The 19,144-nt window shown below is 63.2% G+C and carries 22 protein-coding genes; 14 read left to right on the top strand and 8 right to left on the bottom strand.

What is annotated here, in order from left to right:
• Window positions 1-117: 117 nt before the first annotated feature.
• Window positions 118-696: a DUF2796 domain-containing protein gene (locus LOY50_RS25555; protein ID WP_258689504.1), complete on the bottom strand. Its 579-nt coding sequence runs from the start codon at window positions 694-696 to the stop codon at window positions 118-120.
• Window positions 697-816: 120 nt separating this feature from the next.
• Between LOY50_RS25555 and LOY50_RS25550 the strand changes: the two genes are divergently transcribed.
• Window positions 817-1,179 carry a hypothetical protein gene (locus LOY50_RS25550; RefSeq protein ID WP_258689503.1) on the top strand — a complete coding sequence of 121 codons (363 nt, stop codon included), beginning with the start codon at window positions 817-819 and terminating at the stop codon, window positions 1,177-1,179.
• A gap of 127 nt (window positions 1,180-1,306) precedes the next feature.
• Here the strand turns inward: LOY50_RS25550 and trxA are convergent, their stop codons facing one another.
• The 3 genes from trxA to LOY50_RS25535 form a co-directional block, all read right to left on the bottom strand.
• Entirely contained in the window at window positions 1,307-2,179 is an 873-nt protein-coding gene (gene trxA / locus LOY50_RS25545) for a thioredoxin (RefSeq protein WP_013694317.1), read from the bottom strand.
• Window positions 2,180-2,363: 184 nt separating this feature from the next.
• The gene (locus LOY50_RS25540) at window positions 2,364-3,017 is read right to left on the bottom strand and encodes a methyltransferase (protein WP_253469804.1); all 654 of its coding nucleotides are present in this window, start codon (window positions 3,015-3,017) and stop codon (window positions 2,364-2,366) included.
• Window positions 3,014-3,478 carry a YbaY family lipoprotein gene (locus LOY50_RS25535; protein ID WP_092225533.1) on the bottom strand — a complete coding sequence of 155 codons (465 nt, stop codon included), beginning with the start codon at window positions 3,476-3,478 and terminating at the stop codon, window positions 3,014-3,016. Before LOY50_RS25535 ends, LOY50_RS25540 begins: the two co-directional genes overlap by 4 nt.
• 127 nt (window positions 3,479-3,605) lie before the next feature.
• On the opposite strand from LOY50_RS25535, the gene nrdR reads away from it, so the two are divergent.
• From nrdR to LOY50_RS25475, 12 genes are all read left to right on the top strand, one after another.
• Window positions 3,606-4,070, top strand: a complete 465-nt coding sequence (gene nrdR / locus LOY50_RS25530) for a transcriptional regulator NrdR (protein WP_013694316.1) — start codon at window positions 3,606-3,608, stop codon at window positions 4,068-4,070.
• Entirely contained in the window at window positions 4,067-5,200 is a 1,134-nt protein-coding gene (gene ribD, locus LOY50_RS25525) for a bifunctional diaminohydroxyphosphoribosylaminopyrimidine deaminase/5-amino-6-(5-phosphoribosylamino)uracil reductase RibD (protein ID WP_258689501.1), read from the top strand. The genes nrdR and ribD overlap by 4 nt, the downstream gene beginning before the upstream one ends.
• 46 nt (window positions 5,201-5,246) lie before the next feature.
• Complete coding sequence (locus LOY50_RS25520) at window positions 5,247-5,921, top strand: riboflavin synthase (RefSeq protein ID WP_018600195.1); 675 nt, start codon at window positions 5,247-5,249, stop codon at window positions 5,919-5,921.
• Window positions 5,922-5,937: 16 nt separating this feature from the next.
• Window positions 5,938-7,029: a bifunctional 3,4-dihydroxy-2-butanone-4-phosphate synthase/GTP cyclohydrolase II gene (ribBA, locus tag LOY50_RS25515; RefSeq protein ID WP_003206026.1), complete on the top strand. Its 1,092-nt coding sequence runs from the start codon at window positions 5,938-5,940 to the stop codon at window positions 7,027-7,029.
• Between the two features lie 324 nt (window positions 7,030-7,353).
• Window positions 7,354-7,830: a 6,7-dimethyl-8-ribityllumazine synthase gene (gene ribE, locus LOY50_RS25510; RefSeq protein ID WP_003206025.1), complete on the top strand. Its 477-nt coding sequence runs from the start codon at window positions 7,354-7,356 to the stop codon at window positions 7,828-7,830.
• On the top strand, window positions 7,827-8,327 hold the full coding sequence (gene nusB, locus LOY50_RS25505; protein WP_003185935.1) for a transcription antitermination factor NusB: 501 nt from the start codon (window positions 7,827-7,829) through the stop codon (window positions 8,325-8,327). Before ribE ends, nusB begins: the two co-directional genes overlap by 4 nt.
• A gap of 21 nt (window positions 8,328-8,348) precedes the next feature.
• Window positions 8,349-9,314, top strand: a complete 966-nt coding sequence (gene thiL, locus LOY50_RS25500; RefSeq protein ID WP_258689499.1) for a thiamine-phosphate kinase — start codon at window positions 8,349-8,351, stop codon at window positions 9,312-9,314.
• Window positions 9,311-9,814 carry a phosphatidylglycerophosphatase A gene (locus LOY50_RS25495; protein ID WP_003206020.1) on the top strand — a complete coding sequence of 168 codons (504 nt, stop codon included), beginning with the start codon at window positions 9,311-9,313 and terminating at the stop codon, window positions 9,812-9,814. Before thiL ends, LOY50_RS25495 begins: the two co-directional genes overlap by 4 nt.
• An 11-nt stretch (window positions 9,815-9,825) precedes the next feature.
• Window positions 9,826-10,584, top strand: coding sequence for an ABC transporter substrate-binding protein (locus tag LOY50_RS25490; RefSeq protein WP_253469793.1), 759 nt, complete (start codon window positions 9,826-9,828; stop codon window positions 10,582-10,584).
• Window positions 10,585-10,693: 109 nt separating this feature from the next.
• On the top strand, window positions 10,694-11,311 hold the full coding sequence (gene ribA / locus LOY50_RS25485) for a GTP cyclohydrolase II (RefSeq protein ID WP_258689497.1): 618 nt from the start codon (window positions 10,694-10,696) through the stop codon (window positions 11,309-11,311).
• Window positions 11,308-11,727, top strand: coding sequence for an MFS transporter (locus tag LOY50_RS25480; RefSeq protein WP_258689496.1), 420 nt, complete (start codon window positions 11,308-11,310; stop codon window positions 11,725-11,727). The genes ribA and LOY50_RS25480 overlap by 4 nt, the downstream gene beginning before the upstream one ends.
• Window positions 11,727-12,512, top strand: a complete 786-nt coding sequence (locus LOY50_RS25475) for a cobalamin-binding protein (RefSeq protein ID WP_258689494.1) — start codon at window positions 11,727-11,729, stop codon at window positions 12,510-12,512. Before LOY50_RS25480 ends, LOY50_RS25475 begins: the two co-directional genes overlap by 1 nt.
• Before the next feature lie 138 nt (window positions 12,513-12,650).
• Here the strand turns inward: LOY50_RS25475 and LOY50_RS25470 are convergent, their stop codons facing one another.
• The 4 genes from LOY50_RS25470 to LOY50_RS25455 all read right to left on the bottom strand — a co-directional run bounded on the left by LOY50_RS25470 (window position 12,651) and on the right by LOY50_RS25455 (window position 17,821).
• Window positions 12,651-14,531: a TonB-dependent receptor domain-containing protein gene (locus LOY50_RS25470; protein WP_258689492.1), complete on the bottom strand. Its 1,881-nt coding sequence runs from the start codon at window positions 14,529-14,531 to the stop codon at window positions 12,651-12,653.
• Between the two features lie 149 nt (window positions 14,532-14,680).
• Complete coding sequence (dxs, locus tag LOY50_RS25465) at window positions 14,681-16,579, bottom strand: 1-deoxy-D-xylulose-5-phosphate synthase (protein ID WP_258689491.1); 1,899 nt, start codon at window positions 16,577-16,579, stop codon at window positions 14,681-14,683.
• A gap of 115 nt (window positions 16,580-16,694) precedes the next feature.
• The gene (gene ispA, locus LOY50_RS25460; RefSeq protein ID WP_214512537.1) at window positions 16,695-17,582 is read right to left on the bottom strand and encodes a (2E,6E)-farnesyl diphosphate synthase; all 888 of its coding nucleotides are present in this window, start codon (window positions 17,580-17,582) and stop codon (window positions 16,695-16,697) included.
• Window positions 17,579-17,821, bottom strand: a complete 243-nt coding sequence (locus LOY50_RS25455) for an exodeoxyribonuclease VII small subunit (RefSeq protein ID WP_003185917.1) — start codon at window positions 17,819-17,821, stop codon at window positions 17,579-17,581. The genes ispA and LOY50_RS25455 overlap by 4 nt, the downstream gene beginning before the upstream one ends.
• A 531-nt stretch (window positions 17,822-18,352) precedes the next feature.
• On the opposite strand from LOY50_RS25455, the gene LOY50_RS25450 reads away from it, so the two are divergent.
• Window positions 18,353-19,141, top strand: a complete 789-nt coding sequence (locus LOY50_RS25450) for a YfaP family protein (RefSeq protein WP_214512535.1) — start codon at window positions 18,353-18,355, stop codon at window positions 19,139-19,141.
• The last annotated feature ends 3 nt before the right edge of the window (window positions 19,142-19,144 follow it).

Below are 19,144 nucleotides of genomic sequence, written 5' to 3'. Positions count from 1 at the left end.
GCTGAGCTTGCTCGCGATGAGGTCATTACATTCAACTTGGATGTTGACTGTCGGACCGCTATGGCGAGCAAGCTTTGCTCCCACCAGGCTTGCTCCCACATTGGGTTTTGCGGTGGATCAGAACTTCAGGGCTGGCGCCTTGGCCGTCACTTCCACGCCTTGCTGGCCGCTCGGGCTGATCAGTTGTACCTGAATTTTCTGGGTGGCCGGGAAGGTTTTGAACAGGGTCGCCAGGTCCAGGTTCTTCAGTGCACCCGGGGTGGCGCAGGTGAATTGGTAATGGGCATGGATCTCACTGTGCTCGCCGTGGTGCTCGTCGGCGTCTTCGTCATGCTCTTCGTGGTCCGGTTCATCGCCGAACAGCGGGCTTTCCAGTTCCTGTTGGGCCACGGTGCATTTGGCGGCGGCCGGCAGGTTGAACAACGCCAGTGGCTTGTCCAGCTGCGCGCGTACGGCAGCGACCTTGGCCTTGTCGGCATCGCTGGTGGCGGCATGTTCGAAGCCCACCAGGTTCATCGCCGGGCTTTCCAGTTCCAGCTCCAGGGTCTGACCGTCCAGGGCGGCGTTCAACCGGCCCACACCGTGTTCATGGGCGCCCAGGCTGCCGTGCTCGTGGTCATGATCATGCTCGACCGCCGCATGAGCGACAGCTAATGGCAGCAGGGCGAACGGCAAAGCGAGAAGCAGACGACGCATGACGAGTCTCCGAAAAGGTTATGTAATCTTATAACGAAAGTGCGGAGAGTTTGACCGTCTGCTTGGCGTCGCGCAAGGGCCATGGGAGCATGCGAACATGAAATATTCAGGAGCACGGTGATGTTGCGGATACGCGGAACCGTCGGCGATTGGCCGGTGGACTTGTCGATCGAAATGGATGAGGGAGACTGGGCGCAGCTCGGCGCGCAGTTGCAAGTGGCCAAGTCCGAGAGTGTGGCGGCCCCGGCGACCAAACCGGTGGCCAATCCAGTGAGTCAGGACGATGCCCAGTGGCAGATCGCCAAGGAGCTGCTGCGCAAGGCCGGGCAATTGAGCGGCCCGGACTTGCTGGAACAGCTGGAAGGCCTGACCGGCAGCGCCTCGGCGGGCAAGCGCCTGTTGGTGCGCTTGCGCCATAGCCCGGATGTAAAAGTGATCAGCGGCGGTGACACACCGCTCTACAGCTGGCACGAAAACGCGTAGGAGCGTGTAGGAGCGTGTAGGAGCTGACGAGCGAAGCGAGGCTGCGATCTTTACCCAGACGCTTGAATCTCAAGCGAAAGATCAAAGGATCGCAGCCTCGCTTCGCTCGGCAGCTCCTACAGAGGAATCAATACAACGCGGCGAACAGCTTGCGACGATAAGTCGTCACCAGCGGATGATCGTTGCCCAGCAGTTCGAACACCTGCAACAAAGTCTTGTGCGGCAAGCCTTCGCTGTAGCTGCGGTTACGCATGAACAGCTTGAGCAGTGCATCGAGGGCCGCTTCGTACTGCTGGCGCGCCAGTTGCTGGATCGCCAGTTGGTACACCGCTTCATCGTCCTGCGGGTCTTTCGCCAGGCGCGCCTTGAGGTCGGCGGCGTCCGGCAGGTGCTTGGCCAGGCCGAGGAACTGGATCTGCGCCTTGGCGCCGGCGAGGGCGGCCTTGTGCTCGTCGCTTTTCACCGCGTCGAGCACGGTCTGCGCTTCGTCCAACTCACCGCGCTCGGTCAGGCAGCGGGCATACAGGATCAGGGCCTTGGCGTTGGTGTTGTCTTCACCCAGCAATACCGTGAGCAGGGCTTCCGCGTCGGCGAAGCGACCGTCGTCGAACAGCGCCTGGGCCTGTTCGAATGGGTCGGCCGCAGCCGGAGGCGGCATCTGCACATGGGGTTCGAGCATGGTTCGCACGGCCGATTCCGGCTGGGCACCGGCAAAGCCGTCGACGGGTTGGCCGTCCTTGAACAACACCACCGTTGGCAGGCTGCGAATGCCGAAGCGGGCGACAATGTCCTGCTCGATGTCGCAGTTGACCTTGGCCAGCAGCAGTTCGCCTTGATAGCTCTCGGCAATGGTTTGCAGCATCGGCATCAGCGCCTTGCACGGCGCACACCACTCGGCCCAGAAATCCACCAGCACCGGTTTGTGGAAAGAGTTCGCGATCACCGACTGGTCGAAATCGGCGGTGGTGGCGTCGAAGATGTAGGGCGTTTCCTGAGTCATGGGCAATCTCGTAGAGCGCTTGAATGGGGCAACTATACGGCTTGGTGGGGGTGGCTGAAAGCGGGTGGCAGTGAGAGGTGTATTGGTTGGTAGGGCCTCATCGCGAGCAAGCTCGCTCCCACAAGAGATCTCAAGTGTTCATGCGACCCCCGTGGGAGCGAGCTTGCTCGCGATGCTTTTAAGGCTAGCGCCGCGCGTGGTACAGGCTCACATGCCGAAACTCTTCAGGCTCGGCCAGGTCCGGCAAGGTCATGGCCTGGAGCATGTCGATGCGTCGGTACAGCGGATGCTGGAAATCCCGCACCCGGGAGTCGGCCACCAGCGCCTCGCGGCCACGGCTGAGGAATTGATCGAGCAGCGGCAGGTTGGCCCGGTCGTAGAGCACATCGGCGACCAGGATCAGGTCGAAGCGATCGGCCTCGGCGAAGAAATCCGTTGAATACCCCAGCTCCACGCCATTGAGCGCGGCATTGGCCCGGCACGCGGCAATCGCCAACGGGTCGAGGTCGCAGGCCACCACCTCCAGCGCCCCGGCCTTGACCGCCGCGATGCCCGCCACGCCGGAACCGGCGCCAAAATCCAATATGCGCTTGCCCTCGACCCACTGCGGCTGTTCGGCCAGGTAGCGGGCCATCGCCAGGCCGCTGGCCCAACAGAAGCTCCAATAGGGCGGCTCGTGGAGAATGCGCCGGGTTTCTTCCGGGCTGAAGGCACGGTCCATGTTGTCGCCGTCGATCAGCCACAACTTCAAGTCGGCGCCGGGTAGCGGGCAAGCGACCAGGCGCGCGTCACCGAGCAATTCACTCAGCGCCCGTTGCAGGTCCTGCGGTGCACTCATGGCGCTTTGACGAATTGCAGGGCGCCCAGTGCCTGGGTGGTTGGTTGGCTGATGCGCTGCTCCGGCAGGTGCAGGATCAACTGGCCCGACTGGCTGGCGCGGCCGCGCAGCTCGACGCGGGCGCCGACCGGGAAGGCGTCGGGGTTGAAGCGCAGGCGGAAGGGCAGGGCCTGGTTGGTGCCGATCAGGCTGGAGCTGGCGAGCAATTGCTGTGGGCGGTCCTTGTCATCGATCACCAGCAACGCCAGTTCGACCTCGGCCCCGGCCGGCACGCCTTGCAAGGTGCCGCTCAATTCGCGCTGATACGCCGGCAGCGGCCCCAGCTCGGCCGCCTGGCGGGCTTTTTCCTGGGCCTGTTTCGGCGCTGGGGCCGGGGCGGGAGCGGCGGGCTTGGGGGCGTCGCTGCTGCACGCCATCAGCAGGCTGAAAAGACTGAGCAAAACGAGCGATCGTAGCGGCATGTGTGGCTCCAGCAAGGTGAATTCCATGGATCTGACGGTAAGCCCGTCTGTATACCGTAAACCCTATGGCTTGTCTTGCCAGTGGGATGCGCTACCATGGCCCTCCCTTTTTTTGTTGCCTGCCACCATGCACTGTCCCTTCTGCGGTGCCAACGACACCAAGGTCATCGACTCGCGACTGGTCGCCGAGGGCGAACAAGTCCGCCGCCGCCGCGAATGCCTGGCTTGCGGCGAACGTTTCACGACGTTCGAGACCGCTGAACTGGTGTTGCCGCGCCTGATCAAAACCGACGGCAGCCGCCAGCCGTTCGACGAAGAAAAACTGCGCGCCGGCATGCAGCGCGCCCTGGAAAAACGCCCGGTGAGCGTCGAGCGCCTGGAAGCGGCGCTGGTGCACATCAAGCACAAGTTGCGGGCGACCGGCGAGCGCGAGGTCAAATCCCTGGTGGTCGGTGAGTTGGTGATGGCCGAGCTGCAGAAGCTCGATGAAGTCGCCTACATCCGTTTCGCCTCGGTGTACCGGCGCTTCCAGGATCTGAACGAGTTCCGCGAAGAAATCGACCGCCTGGCCCGCGAACCGGTGAAAGAATGACCGCCTCGGCGCAGCAGGCCGTCCTCGACGCCCACTACATGGCCCGTGCCCTGGAGTTGGCGCGGCGCGGTCACTACACCACCCACCCCAATCCCCGGGTCGGTTGCGTGATCGTGCGTGACGGGCAGATTGTCGGCGAAGGTTGGCACATCCGCGCCGGTGAGCCCCATGCCGAAGTCCATGCCCTGCGCGCCGCTGGCGAACAGGCCCGCGGCGCCACGGCTTACGTGACCCTTGAGCCGTGCAGCCATCACGGGCGTACGCCGCCGTGTGCCGATGCGCTGGTCAACGCCGGCGTGGCGCGGGTGGTGGCGGCGATGCAGGACCCCAACCCGGAAGTCGCCGGGCGTGGCCTGCAACGGCTGGCCCAGGCCGGCATCGCCACCGAAAGCGGCGTGCTGGAGGGTGAAGCACGCAAGCTCAATGAAGGTTTCCTCAAGCGCATGGAGCAGGGGCTGCCGTTCGTGCGGGTCAAACTCGCCATGAGCCTCGATGGCCGCACCGCCATGGAAAGCGGCGAAAGCCAGTGGATCACTGGCGCCGCTGCACGCTCGGCGGTCCAACGCCTGCGCGCCCAGGCCAGCGTGGTGCTGACCGGCGCCGACACGGTGCTGGCGGACAACGCCCGGTTGACCGTGCGCGCCGATGAGTTGGGGCTCGATGCCGAGCAGACGGCGTTGGTCATGAGCCGTCCGCCGCTGCGGGTGTTGGTGGACGGGCGTCTGCGGGTGCCGCTGGACTCCGCGTTTTTCAAGGCTGGCCCGGCGCTGGTCGCTACCTGTATGGCAGTAGAAGAACAATACGCCAACGGCCCCGAATGCATGATCGTGGCAGGCGATGACGGCCAGGTCGATCTGCATCGCCTGCTGGTGGAGCTGGCGGGCCGTGGCGTCAACGAGGTGCTGGTGGAAGCCGGTCCGCGCCTGGCGGGGGCTTTTGCCCAGCAGGGGCTGGTCGACGAGTTCCAGATTTTCATCGCCGGCAAGTTCCTCGGTTCTTCGGCGCGGCCGCTGTTGGACTGGCCACTGGCGCAGATGAAAGATGCCCCGCAGCTGAAAATCACCGAAATCCGCGCCGTGGGCGATGACTGGCGAGTCATCGCCGTTCCCGTTGCGCAGGCGAGCGTATAATTCCCGGCTTTCGCGCAAGCGGCGGCCCGTTCTCGAGGAGGACTCCATGTTTACCGGCATCATCGAATCCATCGGCAGCATCCGTGCACTCACCCCCAAGGGCGGCGATGTGCGGGTCTACGTCGAAACCGGCAAGCTCGACCTGAGCGACGTCAAGTTGGGCGACAGCATTGCGGTCAACGGCGTGTGCCTGACGGCCGTCGAATTGCCGGGCAACGGTTTCCTGGCGGACGTCAGCCGCGAAACCCTCGACTGCACGGCCATGAACGACCTCAAGAGCGGCAGCCCGGTCAACCTGGAAAAAGCCCTGACCCCCACCACTCGCCTGGGCGGGCACCTGGTCAGCGGCCACGTGGACGGCGTCGGTGAAGTGGTCTCGCGCACGGATAACGCCCGGGCCGTGGAGTTTCGCATTCGCGCGCCGAAGGAACTGGCCAAGTACATTGCCCACAAAGGCTCGATCACCGTCGACGGCACCAGCCTGACGGTCAACGCGGTGGATGGCGCCGAATTCCTGCTGACAATCATTCCCCACACCCTGAGCGAAACCATCATGGCCTCGTACCGGCCAGGTCGCCGGGTGAACCTGGAAGTCGACTTGCTGGCCCGTTACCTGGAGCGCCTGTTGTTGGGCGACAAGGCCGCAGAGCCGGGCTCCCCACAAAAGCCGGGTAACATCACTGAAAGTTTTCTGGCCGCCAACGGCTACCTCAAATCCTGACCCAAGGGGGTGCCGCGTGGCGCTCAATAGCATCGAAGAACTGGTTGAAGACATCCGCCAAGGCAAGATGGTCATCCTCATGGATGACGAAGACCGCGAGAACGAAGGCGACCTGATCATGGCCGCCGAATGCTGCAAGGCCGAGCACATCAACTTCATGGCCAAGCACGCCCGTGGCCTGATCTGCATGCCGATGACCCGCGAGCGCTGCGAGCTGCTGAAGCTGCCGCTGATGGCGCCGCGCAACGGCTCGGGATTCGGCACCAAGTTCACCGTGTCCATCGAGGCCGCCGAGGGCGTGACCACCGGTATTTCCGCTGCCGACCGCGCGCGCACCGTGCAGGCCGCTGCCGCCCGGGACGCCAAGGCCGAAGACATCGTCAGCCCCGGCCACATCTTCCCGCTGATGGCCCAAGCTGGTGGCACCCTGGCCCGCGCCGGCCACACCGAAGCGGCCTGCGACCTGGCGCGCATGGCGGGCTTTGAACCCAGCGGCGTGATCTGCGAAGTGATGAACGACGACGGCACCATGTCCCGTCGTGCGGAGCTGGAAACCTTCGCCGCCGAACACAACATCAAGATCGGCACCATCGCCGACCTGATCCACTACCGGATGATCCACGAACGTACCGTTCAGCGGATTGCCGAGCAGCCGCTGGACAGCGAACTGGGCCAGTTCAACCTGGTGACCTACCGCGACTCGGTGGAAGGCGACGTGCACATGGCGCTGACCCTGGGCACCGTGTGTGCCGAAGAGCCGACCCTGGTGCGGGTGCACAACATGGACCCGCTGCGTGACCTGTTGATGGTCAAGCAACCCGGCCGCTGGAGCTTGCGGGCCGCCATGGCTGCGGTAGCCGAGGCCGGCAGCGGCGTGGTGCTGCTGCTCGGTCACCCGCTCGATGGCGACGTGCTGCTGGCGCACATCCGCGAAACCGGCGACCAGGCGGCGGTGAAAAAACCGACCACCTACAGCATTGTCGGTGCCGGTTCGCAGATCCTTCGTGACCTGGGCGTGCGTAAAATGCGCCTGATGAGCGCACCGATGAAATTTAATGCGATATCCGGTTTCGATCTGGAAGTTGTAGAATACGTGCCCTCCGAATAATAGCCCGGAGATTTCGGCATTGTTGTTCACTTAAGGCTTGTTGGATTCATTGTGGCGAGGGAGCTTGCTCCTGGCGGGTGTAGGAGCTGCCGAAGGCTGCGATCTTTTGATTTTGATCTTTCGCTTGGGACTCAAGTGTCTGGGGAAAGATCGCAGCCTCGTTGCACTCGACAGCTCCTACGACGTGGTTCGGCGGGAGTTAGTGTCCTCGCCACAAAAGCTTGAAATGAACAGCATGACGGGATTTGCGGTGCAGTATTCGTGGCTAATATCACTGAGGAGCGCGTTATAGAACGCGCTCCGGCTCTTTAAGAGATCTGACGAATGACCCTGAAGACCATCGAAGGTACCTTCATCGCCCCCAAAGGCCGCTACGCTCTGGTAGTGGGCCGCTTCAACAGTTTCGTGGTCGAGAGCCTGGTTGGCGGTGCGGTTGATGCCCTGGTTCGCCATGGCGTGAGCGAAAGCGATATCACCATCATCCGTGCCCCTGGCGCCTTCGAAATTCCGCTGGTTGCGCAGAAAGTCGCTCAAAAGGGCGAATATGCGGCGATTATCGCCCTGGGCGCGGTCATTCGTGGCGGTACTCCGCACTTCGAATACGTGGCCGGCGAATGCACCAAGGGCCTGGCCCAGGTGTCCATGGAATTCGGCGTGCCAGTCGCTTTCGGCGTACTGACCGTTGACTCCATCGAGCAAGCCATCGAACGTTCCGGCACCAAGGCCGGTAACAAAGGTGCCGAAGCTGCCCTGTCCGCCCTGGAAATGGTCAGCCTGCTGGCGCAGTTGGAGGCCAAGTGATTAGCGACGAAAGCGATCGTTTCAACCCGCGCGATCCAAAGCCTGCGGATGCCGGCAAGCCATCGAAAAGCGTCAAGCGTCGCGAAGCCCGTCAGCTCGCGACCCAGGCACTGTACCAATGGCACATGGCCAAGCAATCGCTGAACGAGATCGAAGCGCAGTTTCGGGTCGACAACGATTTCAGTGATGTCGATGGCGCTTACTTCCGCGAGATCCTGCACGGGGTCCCGCAGTTCAAGACCGAAATCGACACCGCGCTCACGCCTTGCCTGGACCTGACCATCGAAGAGCTGGATCCGGTTGAGCTGGCGGTGCTGCGCCTGTCCACCTGGGAACTGCTCAAGCGCGTCGACGTACCGTACCGCGTGGTGATCAACGAAGGGATCGAGCTGGCGAAAGTCTTCGGATCCACCGATGGCCACAAATTCGTCAACGGTGTGCTCGACAAGCTCGCCCCACGTCTGCGTGAAGCTGAAGTGAAGGCGTTCAAGCGCTGATTGGCGTTTGAACGACACTTGATGGGTGAATTTGAGCTGATCCGTAACTACTTCGCCGCCGCGCCTTGCGCGCAGGGCGGCGAGGGCGTTGCACTGGGGATTGGCGACGACTGCGCCCTGCTGGCCGTTCCTCCCGGGGAACAGCTGGCGGTGTCCACCGACACGCTCGTGGCCGGTGTGCATTTTCCAGACCCTTGCGAGCCGTTCCTGCTCGGTCAGCGCTCGCTGGCCGTGGCGGTCAGTGACCTGGCCGCCATGGGCGCCAAGCCTTTCGCCTTTACCCTTGCCCTGACCTTGCCGACGGTGACCGCCGATTGGCTGCAAGCCTATGCCCGCGGTTTGAACCAGATGGCCCAGGCCTGTGGCGTGGCGCTGGTGGGGGGGGACACCACACGGGGGCCCCTGAGCCTGACCATGACGGTGTTTGGCCACGTACCGTCCGGCCAGGCCCTGACCCGCAGCGGCGCGCGGCCCGGCGACCTGCTGTGTGTGGGCGGCGAATTGGGTAATGCCGCCGGCGCGTTGCCGCTGGTGCTCGGCCAGCGCAGCGCCGAACCTGCGATTGCCGAGCCGTTGCTGGCCCATTATTGGTCGCCACGTCCGCAGATCGACCTGGGCCTGGCGTTGCGGGGCAAGGCCAGCGCGGCGATGGATATTTCCGATGGCCTGCTGGCCGATTGCGGGCATATCGCCCTGGCGTCCGGGGTGGCCTTGCAGGTTGAACGGGACCGACTGCCGTTGTCCAATGCTCTGGTAGCGTTTCTTGGCCAGGCGGATGCCGAGCAGGTCGCCCTGAGCGGCGGTGACGATTACGTGCTGTTGTTCGCCGTGCCACCGAGCCGATTGTCGGCGTTGCAAGCCGCCGGCTGGCCGATCCACGTGATCGGCAGCGTACTGGCCGGGCAAGGCGTCACGCTGGTCGACAGCGTCGGGCACGACATCACCCCGCCAGTGCGGGGCTATCAACATTTTCGGGAGACACCGTGACAGATCATCCCAACCAGGTCCCGGCAGAGTTCGTTCCGCCTTCGGTCTGGCGCAATCCCTGGCATTTCCTGGCATTTGGCTTCGGTTCGGGTACGTTGCCCAAGGCCCCGGGTACCTGGGGCTCGCTGGTTGCGCTACCCTTCATACCGTTGTGGCAGATGTTGCCGGACTGGGGCTACTGGCTGATGCTGGGCATCACCATGCTGTTTGGCTTCTGGCTGTGTGGCAAAGTGGCGGACGACCTTCGGGTGCACGATCATGAAGGCATCGTCTGGGACGAAATGGTCGGCATGTGGATCACCTTGTGGCTGGTACCGGAAGGCTGGTATTGGTTGCTGGCGGGTTTCCTGGTGTTCCGTTTCTTCGATATCCTCAAGCCGTGGCCGATCCGCTGGATTGACCGGCACGTACACGGAGGTGTCGGTATCATGCTTGATGATGTGTTGGCCGGGGTTTTCGCCTGGTTGGCAATGCAAGGATTGGTGTGGTGTTTCACCTGAGGGAGTCAGGCATGGGCGTAAGCCGCGCACTACTGCTGTTGCTGTGTTTAGGAACCTGTGTGGGTACAAGGGTGGCCGAGTCGACGCCGCTGCCTGACAAGATCCGTGCGGCCAGCGAAGAGTGGGCCGATTACACCCAGGCCGATGGCCGGGGCATGGGCTGGGACATCTTGCGCGCGGTCTTCGAGCCTGAAGGCGTCAAGCTGGAGATCCGCAGCGTGCCCTACACCCGCTCGATCGGGTTGGTGCAGCGTGGGGAGATGGATGCACAGGTCGGCGCTTATCGCGATGAAACCGAAGGGCTGCTTTACCCGCATTGGCACTACGACGTCGATCATATCTATGCCCTGGGGTTGGCCTCCAAGCCTTCACCGACGCTGGCGACGATTGGCAACTATCGACTGGTGTGGATGCGCGGGTACGAATACAACAACTACCTGCCCAACATCCGGCGTTTCAATGAGATTCACCGCGCCGTGGGTATCTTGCCGATGCTGGCCCATGATCGTGCCGATTTTTATATCGATGCGTTGATGGAAATCCAGGATGTGCTCGCCAAGGCCGACGATCCCAAGCAATTCAAGCTTTCGCCGCTGATCAATTTGCCGCTGTACCTGGGTTTCGCCAACAACGAAAACGGCCGTACGTTGCGGGCGCTGTTCGACCGACGCATGGAAGTGCTGGTGAAGAGCGGCGAGTTGAAACCGATTTTCGAACGCTGGAAGCAACCCTATCCTTTCGACGAGAATGGCAAGCCACCGAAGCCATGATCAATCTTATCGATGATCACTAGCGATAATTCAGCCTAAGCGTCGGTCGGATCGTGCTGTTACAATGCCCGCCTCTGCGAATCTCCAGTACTAGATCAGGAGCACACCGGTGCCTGTCGTTTTTGTTGCCGCTTCCAAGCTGCCAACGCCCTTTGCGCAATTCACCATGCATGGTTTTCTCGATGAAGCCACCGGCCGCGAGCACGTCGTGCTGAGCCTGGGTGATTTCGCCGACGGTGCGCCGGTGCTGGGCCGCCTGCATTCCGAATGCCTGACCGGCGACGCCCTGTTCAGCCAGCGCTGCGATTGCGGTTCGCAACTCGAGGCCGCGCTGCAGGCCATTGCCCGTGAAGGCCGTGGTGTGTTGCTGTACCTGCGTCAGGAAGGGCGTGGTATTGGCCTGCTGAACAAGATCCGCGCCTATGAACTGCAAGATGGCGGCGCCGATACCGTGGAGGCCAACGAGCGCCTGGGCTTTGCCGCCGACCTGCGTGACTACAGCATTTGCTTGCCGATGCTCGAACACCTGGGTATCAAGTCCCTGCGGCTGATGACCAACAACCCACGCAAGGTCAAGGCCTTGATCGACATGGGCATCGTTGTGGCTGAGCGTGTGCCGCTGCACACCGGCCACAACCCCCACAACAAACTCTACCTGGCGACCAAGGCCAGCAAGCTCGACCACATGATGGGTAACGAGCACCAAGGCGAGGTTGACCGGGCGTGACGCGCGGTCAGGTCCGGCGGCGGCTGTCCGTCAGTTGGTGGAAATACCTGGCCCTGGCCTTGCTGCCACTGTTCGTGATCAATGCGGTGTTCGGCCAGGGCGAAGCGATTCTGCCGGTGCTGGCAATGCCGCTGTTCATTGCCGGCGTGGCGTCGATGTTTGTCAGCCTGCGATTCTTCGGACCTTATAAAAAAGCCTTGATCACCACCCAGAAAGCCCTCGACACGCCCGAAGAACCTCAGGCCTGGATTGACCTGGCGGCCCGTCGTCGGGCTGCCTTCCTGGTGGCCGGGCTACCGGCCTGGGTCGGTGCCCTTGCGGTGTTCGTTGGCCTGGAAGCGGTGCCGTTGATGCTGCTGGCCTTGTCGACCGCCGTGTTGTTCTACCTGTACCGCATCCCGCGCCAACTCGGCTGATGAACCGCTGGCTGGCGGTCTTGCTGCTGGCCGTCAGCGCCTCGACGATGGCGGCTTCGCGGGTCGTCAGCCTCGCGCCGTCGTTGTCGGAAATCGTCGTTGAACTGGGCTCCGCCGACCTCTTGGTGGGCGTGCTGGATGGCGGCGATCGTCCGCCAATCCTTAAAGACCTGCCTTCCGTAGGGCGATACGGCCAACTGGACATGGAGCGCTTGCTCAGCCTCCAGCCCGACCTGCTCCTGCTCTGGCCCGGCAGTGTCGGCCCGGCCCAGCGCGAGCAGCTCAAGGGCTTGGGTATTCCCATTTATGTCGCCGAGCCCCGCAGCCTCGACCAACTCATCGCGCAAATTGAAGACATTGCCCTGCAGCTCGGCCGCCCGGAGCGGGGCGTGCACCGGGCGGCGCAGTTGCGTGTGCGTCTTGAGGCCTTACGCCAGCGCTATCGACGGGACCCGCCGTTGCCGGTGTTCTACCAGGTCTGGGACCGGCCGCTGTACACCGTCGGGGGCGGGCAGATCATCAGTGATGCGCTGGCGGTGTGCGGGGCCCGCAACGTCTTTGCCGACCTGAGCGTGCCAGCCCCGCAGGTGAGTGTGGAAGCGGTGCTGCAACGCAACCCTCAGGTCATCCTGGCCACGGAGCAGGCGCAGCTCGATGCCTGGAAAACCTGGCCGGTGGCGCAGGGGCGGTTGTTGCTGGTCAATGACAAAGGGCTGGAGCGGCCCAGTGGGCAGATGATCGAGGCGACGGCGCGGTTGTGTGAGTTGATTGCGCCAGACAGATAGACCGCGGTGCCTGCCATCGCGAGCAAGCTCGCTCCCACATGGATTGTGTTGTGAACACAAAACCTGTGGCCACTGAAGATCAACTGTGGGAGCGAGCTTGCTCGCGATGAGGCCAGCCCAGGCGCGGCTGGCTCTGGATCAGAGTTCCGGGGTCCACGTCACCCCAAGCAACCACGCCCGACCTTCTTCCCGATACCCATACTGCTGACCCTCATGGCTATACAACGCCCGGCTGTAACTCTTGTCCAGCAGGTTATCCACCTTCATCTCCAGCTTGACCTCCCGGGTCAACGCCCAACTGCCGCGCAGCCCGAGCAGGGCATAGCCACCCAGGGCATTGCGGTTGTTTTCATCGTCGTAGCTGCCACTCACCGCTTGCCAGGTGGTGCCCAGGCCCAGGCGATCGAATTGGCGGTCCAGGTCCAGGCTCAAGGTCCGCCGGGCGCGGCGGGCCAGGGTGTGGCCGCTGTCGCGGTCGCGTGGGTCGATGATGGCTAGGCCCAGGTTGCCCTGCCAGCCGAACACATCCTGCAGGTAGGCCATCTCAAAACCGTTGATCCGCGCCGAGGCGACGTTCTGCGGGCGTGAGTTGCTGCCAAAGATGATCGCGTCTTCCAGGTCCGTTCGGTACAGCGAGGTCTCCAGGCGGGCGCTGTCGCTCAGCTGGCTGCGCCATTGCAGCTCGTAGCTCTTGGCCGTTTCGGGTTTCAGGTCGGGGTTGCTGAAGTCCGGGTAGTACAGGTCGTTGAAGGTCGGCGCGCGGAAGCTTTCGCTGTAGGTCAGCAATACGTCGTTGTCCGGGTTGATCGGCAGGGTGAGCGTGCCGCTCCAGCTGTTCTGGCCACCGAATTGCTGGTTCTGGTCGCGACGCAGGCCCAGTTCGGTGGAGAAGGTTTCGGCCTGGAAGCGGTGCTGGATGAACGCGGCACGGTTCCAGCGGCTGTCTTCGTCGAACGGCGTGCTGCTGTTGACCCGGTCCTGATACCAGTCACCGCCGACGATCAGGCTGTTGCGCTCGTTCAGCGTCACGTCGTTCTGCCAGGTCACGGAATCGCGGTAGGTGTTGAACACTTCGCGGACGTCGCTGAGCTTGTCGAAGGTCTTTTCACGGTTCTCGCTGTGGCCCAGTTCCAGGCGTGATTTCCAGGCCTCGTTGATTCGCCCGTCCACATAGGTGCTGAAGCTGCTCACCGCAAACTCACTGTAGGGTTGCTGGGGCAGGGATTCGAAAGTGGTCGGGTCGAAGCGGCCGAACGGGTTGTCGTATTCGCTTTTGCCGCGGTTATCCAGCAGGTTCAGGCCGACTTCCAGGTCATCGCTGACCGCATGGCTCAGGCTCAGGCTGAAGGATTGGTTGCGGTTGGCGTCGTCGTCGCGGTCGCTGGCGTAGGACTCGCGGGTCCGATTGTTTGCGGCGCTCTCGTCGAGGCTGGCGCCGAGGTTGAAATGGGTCTGGTCGTCGCCGCCGGACAGGCCCAGGCTGCGTTCCCAGGTCTTATGGTTGCCGACCCCCACATGCAGGCGCGGTTGCAGGCCTTGCTCGTTGCCGCGGCGGGTGAAAATCTGAATCACCCCACCCACCGCATCGGCACCGTAGATCACCGAGCGCGAACCGCGCAGGACTTCCACGCGCTCGATCTGGTTGATGTTCAGGCGTTGCAGGTTGCTGTCGCCGGAGGTGGCGTTGCCGATGCGCTGACCGTCCACCAGTACCAGGCTCTGGGCCGATTTGGTGCCGCGAATGTAAATCCCCGGCAGGCTGCCACGCCCACCCAGCGGTGCCACCTGCACGCCTGGCACACGGCTGAGCAAGTCGGTGACACTGGCCGGTTGCAAGCGATCGATGTCGTCGCGGGTGAATACGGTATTGGCGGCACTGCTGTCGTTGCGGGCTTCGACCTGGCGGTTGGCGCTGATCACGATGTCGGGCAGCTTCAGGGCCTGGTCGCGCTCGAAGGTGTCAGCCAGCAGGTCGGGGGTGGGGAGCAGGGAGAGGGTGAGGGCTAGGCGCAGTTTCATGGGTGTTCCGTGATGACTGGGTCCACACAAAAACCAATGTGGGAGCGAGCTTGCTCGCGATAGCGGTGTGTCAGTCAGTGTAGATATCGACTGGTCTACCGCTATCGCGAGCAGGCTCGCTCCCACAGGGGAACTGTGTGGTCTGAAAATTACAGGCCCAGCAGTTGCAGCCGCTGGCGCACCGCCGCTTCGATCCCCACCTCATCCAACCCACATTCGGCCAGCATCTGCGCCGGCTTGGCGTGTTCGACATAGAGGTCCGGCAAGCCCAGGTGCAGCACGGACTTGAGGATGTTCTCCCGCGCCAGGAATTCGCTGACCGCCGCGCCGGCGCCGCCCATGATGGCGTTTTCCTCGATCGTTACCAGCAGGTCATGGCTGCCGGCCATCTCGCGCACCAGGGCTTCGTCCAGGGGTTTGACGAAGCGCATGTCCACCACGGTGGCGTCCAGGGTCTCGGCGACTTTCAGGGCTTCGGCCAGTTGCACGCCGAACACCAGCAGGGCGGTTTGCTTGCCCTGGCGGCGGATCACACCCTTGCCGATCTCGATCGGCTCGAGGTCGGTCGAGATCGTCGCGTTCGGGCCGGTGCCACGTGGGTAGCGCACTGCCGCCGGGCCATTGAACAGGTGGCCGGTGGTGAGCATCTTGCGCAGCTCGTTTTCATCGCTCGGGGTCATCACCAGCATGCCGGGGATGCAGCGCAGGAACGACAGGTCGAAGCTGCCGGCGTGGGTCGGGCCGTCTTCGCCCACCAGGCCGGCGCGGTCGATGGCGAACAGCACGTCGAGGTTCTGTACGGCGACGTCATGAATCAGTTGGTCGTAGGCCCGTTGCAGGAACGTCGAATAGATCGCCACCACCGGCTTGGCGCCTTCACAGGCCATGCCGGCGGCGAGAGTCACGGCGTGCTGCTCGGCAATCGCCACGTCGAAATAGCGTTGCGGGTAGCGTTCGCTGAAGGCCACCAGGTCCGAGCCTTCCTTCATCGCCGGGGTGATGCCCACCAGGCGTGGGTCGGCGGCGGCCATGTCGCACAGCCATTGGCCGAAGACGCCGGAGTACTTCGGTCCGCCGGCCTTTTTCGGCGCGGCCGCCGGAGCGTCCAGGGGTTCGAGCTTGGTGATGGCGTGGTAGCCGATCGGGTCGACTTCCGCCGGGGCGAAGCCTTTGCCTTTCTTGGTGACCACGTGCAGGAACTGCGGGCCCTTGAGGTCGCGCATGTTGCGCAGGGTGGCGATCAGCGTGGGCAGGTCATGGCCGTCGATGGGGCCGATGTAGTTCCAGCCCAGTTCCTCGAACAGCGTGCCGGGGACCAGCATGCCCTTGGCGTATTCTTCGGTACGGCGGGCGATTTCCCAGGCGCCGGGCAGGCGCGACAGCACTTTCTTGCTGCCTTCGCGCATGCTGGCGTAGGTGCGGCTGGAGAGGATCTTCGCCAGGTAGTTGGACAAACCGCCAACGTTGCGCGAGATCGACATGTCGTTGTCGTTGAGGATCACCAGCATGTTGGCGTCGACTTCCGGCGCGTGATTCAGCGCCTCGAAGGCCATGCCCGCGGTCAGTGCGCCGTCGCCGATCACGGCAATGGCCTTGCGCTCGCTGTTTTGCAGGCGAGCGGCAATCGCCATGCCCAGGGCGGCGCTGATGGAGGTGCTGGAGTGACCGACGCCAAAGGTGTCGTATTCGCTCTCGGAGCGGCGCGGGAAGGCGGCGATACCGTCCTTCTGACGCAGCGTGCCCATGCGCTCGCGACGACCGGTGAGGATCTTGTGCGGGTAGGCCTGGTGCCCGACGTCCCACACCAGCCGGTCGTCCGGGGTGTCGAACACGTAATGCAACGCGATCGTCAGCTCGATGACGCCCAGGCCCGCGCCGAAGTGCCCACCGGTCTGGCCGACCGTGTAGAGCAGCTCCAGGCGCAACTCATCGGCCAGGGTTTCCAGCTCGGCTTCACCCAGGCGACGCAGGCCGTCCGGCGTGTTGGCGCGGTCCAGCAGGGGCGTGGTCGGGCGCTTGCGGGGAATCTCTTGAAACGTCGTGGGCATCAGGCGAATCGTTATAGGTATAGAAAGAGGCGGCAGTTTACCTTATGCATCGCAAGCTGCCCACGCGTTGGCCGGAACTTGGCCGATACGCACTTATGAATGGGTTGACCCTGTATCAGCTGCGTCGTTCGACGATATATCGCGCCAAGTCGCGCAACGGCTCGGCCGCCGCGTCAAAGGGTCGCAGCGCGGCCAGGGCCTGGTCGCGCAACTCCAGGGCGTAGGCTTTGGCGGCGTCGAGGCCGAGCAGGGCCGGGTAGGTCGGCTTGTCGCGCGCGATGTCGGCACCCTGGCGTTTGCCCAGGGTTTGGGTATCGCTTTCGACGTCGAGGATGTCGTCCTGCACCTGGAACGCCAGGCCGATGGCTCGGGCGTAGGTCTGCAAGGCTTGCAACTGGGCGGGCGTGGCCCGGCCGCTGGCCAGGGCGCCGAGCCGGACGCTGGCCTCGATCAAGGCGCCGGTCTTGTGCCGGTGCATGTATTCCAGGGCACTCTGGTCCAGCTTCAGGCCCACTGAGCCCAAATCGATGGCCTGGCCGCCGACCATCCCCGCAGGGCCTGCCGCCAGCGCCAGGGCGCTGACCATGTCCAGGCGAACCTGTGCCGGGCAATCGCTCAGGGCCGGATCCAGCAGGGCGGTGAAGGCCAGGCTCTGCAAACCGTCGCCGGCCAGGATCGCGCAGGCTTCGTCGAATTGCTTGTGAGTAGTGGGCTGGCCGCGACGCAGGTCGTCGTCGTCCATGGCCGGCAAATCGTCGTGCACCAGCGAATACGCGTGGATCAACTCCACCGCACAGGCAGCGCCGTTGGCCTGCTCGGCCTGGCCGCCCAAGGCTTCGCACGCGGCGTAGGCCAATAGCGGCCGAACACGCTTGCCGCCGTTCATCACGCTATAGCGCATCGCTTCGTACAGCCGTGCCAGTTCCGGGCTCGGGGCGCTGAACAAGCTATCCAATGCAGCATTGACCCGGGCCTGGCTGCTGGCCTGATAGGCGCCGATCATTCAGGCTGTTCCGCGTCGAAAGGTTCTTCGGTCAGCTCACCGTCACGCTCGAGCAGCAATTGCACCTTCTGCTCGGCCTGGGCCAGCGCCGCCTGGCAGTCGCGAGTCAAGCCGATACCCTGCTCGAAGGCGGTCAGCGAGTCTTCCAGCGACAATTCGCCGTTCTCCAGCCGTTCGACCAGCGTTTGCAGGTCGGCCAGAGATTGTTCGAAATCCAGTGCAGCTTTTTTGCGGGCCATGGCGGCTATTCCGGTTGACTGTTAAACCGGCGCGACACTAGCAGACATGGGGTATTGGGGCAAATCAGGACGGGGTAAACGCCTGCCATGATCCATTGCTTTTGTGGCGAGGGAGCTTGCTCCCGCTGGGCTGTGCAGGAGCTGTGTAGGAGCTGTCGAGTGCAACGAGGCTGCGATCTTTCCCCAGACACTTGAATCTCAAGCGAAAGATCAAAAGATCGCAGGCTTCGCCAGCTCCTACAGGGCGTAGTCGAACGGGAGCAAGCACGGTATTGCGTCAGAAGTGACGTCAGTTTCCGTATTCGGCTCATCTGGTGAGCCGAATAAACCCTCTATTCGGCTCACGCCCCCCTCAGTACGTGATTTCCCACACAGAATCGCGCGTTCCCCGATTGTGAAAAAACCGTCAAATCGATACTCTTCGCGCCATCTACGGCCCCCTTGCGACGGGGCCTTCAGACGAAGCCCGAATAATGACAAGCAGCGCTGAGGATTGGCGCCGGGTTGCGTCGTGCATGGCAGGAGGCATACGTGCGTTTTCTTTCTTTATTGATCGTGTTGCTCGGCGCGCCGTTGGCGTGGGCGCAGCCTTCTGCCGAGATGTCGGAGCCGGTGGGCGGCTGGCGCTACAGCGGCTTGCTCGATCGCACCGAAAACCCGCAGGTCGCCTATCCCACCCCGCCCATCGACCGGGGCGTGCAGCGCAACCGCACGATGATCGAGGGCCGGATCAAAGACATGGGCACGGCTCGCCAGCCCCATAGCCTGGCGGTCAACGGCAATCCACTGAACCTCTATACCGACGACGAGGGGCGTTTCGCCCGGCCGTATGCGTTCGGCGCCGGTTCCAACAGCGTCGAGGTGCGCAGCTCCGAAGGCCAGTCCCTCAAGCGCGTGCAATTCTATGAAGCCAACAATCTGCGCACCCCGGCGCAGATCCGCGTGGTGCTGGGCTGGGACGACCCCAATGCCGAACTCGATCTGCATATCGTCACACCCGACGGCCAACATGCGTTCTTCGGCCAGCCGGCGCTGAGCAACGGTGGCGGTCTCGACCCGGATGGCGTCGATGGCCCCGGCCCTGAAATGTTCACCATGACTGCGCCGATGCACGGCACCTACCTGGTCTATGTGAACTACTGGGGCAACTACGGCGACGGCGGCTACAACTTCGACGAATCCAGCAACCAGAACGAGGTGATCACCTCGCAGATCAACCTGGTGCTCAACGAAAACACCGTCAATGAAAAACGCGAGACCTTTGTCGTGCCCCTGCGCGCCATTGGCGATCTGTTGCTGGTCAAGACTTTCAATTACTAAGTA

The organism is Pseudomonas sp. B21-010, assembly GCF_024749325.1.
GTDB classification, from domain to species: domain Bacteria; phylum Pseudomonadota; class Gammaproteobacteria; order Pseudomonadales; family Pseudomonadaceae; genus Aquipseudomonas; species Aquipseudomonas kilonensis.
Note: the sequence above shows the minus strand (reverse complement) of the source record. Positions and strands in the feature narration are given on the sequence as shown.

Excerpts from the sequence above, each read along its gene's own strand:
- LOY50_RS25555 (WP_258689504.1), bottom strand. The coding sequence starts at position 696 with ATGCGTCGTCTGCTTCTCGCTTTGCCGTTCGCCCTGCTGCCATTAGCT.
- LOY50_RS25550 (WP_258689503.1), top strand. The coding sequence starts at position 817 with ATGTTGCGGATACGCGGAACCGTCGGCGATTGGCCGGTGGACTTGTCG.
- trxA (WP_013694317.1), bottom strand. The coding sequence starts at position 2,179 with ATGACTCAGGAAACGCCCTACATCTTCGACGCCACCACCGCCGATTTC.
- LOY50_RS25540 (WP_253469804.1), bottom strand. The coding sequence starts at position 3,017 with ATGAGTGCACCGCAGGACCTGCAACGGGCGCTGAGTGAATTGCTCGGT.
- LOY50_RS25535 (WP_092225533.1), bottom strand. The coding sequence starts at position 3,478 with ATGCCGCTACGATCGCTCGTTTTGCTCAGTCTTTTCAGCCTGCTGATG.
- nrdR (WP_013694316.1), top strand. The coding sequence starts at position 3,606 with ATGCACTGTCCCTTCTGCGGTGCCAACGACACCAAGGTCATCGACTCG.
- ribD (WP_258689501.1), top strand. The coding sequence starts at position 4,067 with ATGACCGCCTCGGCGCAGCAGGCCGTCCTCGACGCCCACTACATGGCC.
- LOY50_RS25520 (WP_018600195.1), top strand. The coding sequence starts at position 5,247 with ATGTTTACCGGCATCATCGAATCCATCGGCAGCATCCGTGCACTCACC.
- ribE (WP_003206025.1), top strand. The coding sequence starts at position 7,354 with ATGACCCTGAAGACCATCGAAGGTACCTTCATCGCCCCCAAAGGCCGC.
- thiL (WP_258689499.1), top strand. The coding sequence starts at position 8,349 with ATGGGTGAATTTGAGCTGATCCGTAACTACTTCGCCGCCGCGCCTTGC.
- LOY50_RS25490 (WP_253469793.1), top strand. The coding sequence starts at position 9,826 with ATGGGCGTAAGCCGCGCACTACTGCTGTTGCTGTGTTTAGGAACCTGT.
- LOY50_RS25475 (WP_258689494.1), top strand. The coding sequence starts at position 11,727 with ATGAACCGCTGGCTGGCGGTCTTGCTGCTGGCCGTCAGCGCCTCGACG.
- LOY50_RS25470 (WP_258689492.1), bottom strand. The coding sequence starts at position 14,531 with ATGAAACTGCGCCTAGCCCTCACCCTCTCCCTGCTCCCCACCCCCGAC.
- dxs (WP_258689491.1), bottom strand. The coding sequence starts at position 16,579 with ATGCCCACGACGTTTCAAGAGATTCCCCGCAAGCGCCCGACCACGCCC.
- ispA (WP_214512537.1), bottom strand. The coding sequence starts at position 17,582 with ATGATCGGCGCCTATCAGGCCAGCAGCCAGGCCCGGGTCAATGCTGCA.
- LOY50_RS25455 (WP_003185917.1), bottom strand. The coding sequence starts at position 17,821 with ATGGCCCGCAAAAAAGCTGCACTGGATTTCGAACAATCTCTGGCCGAC.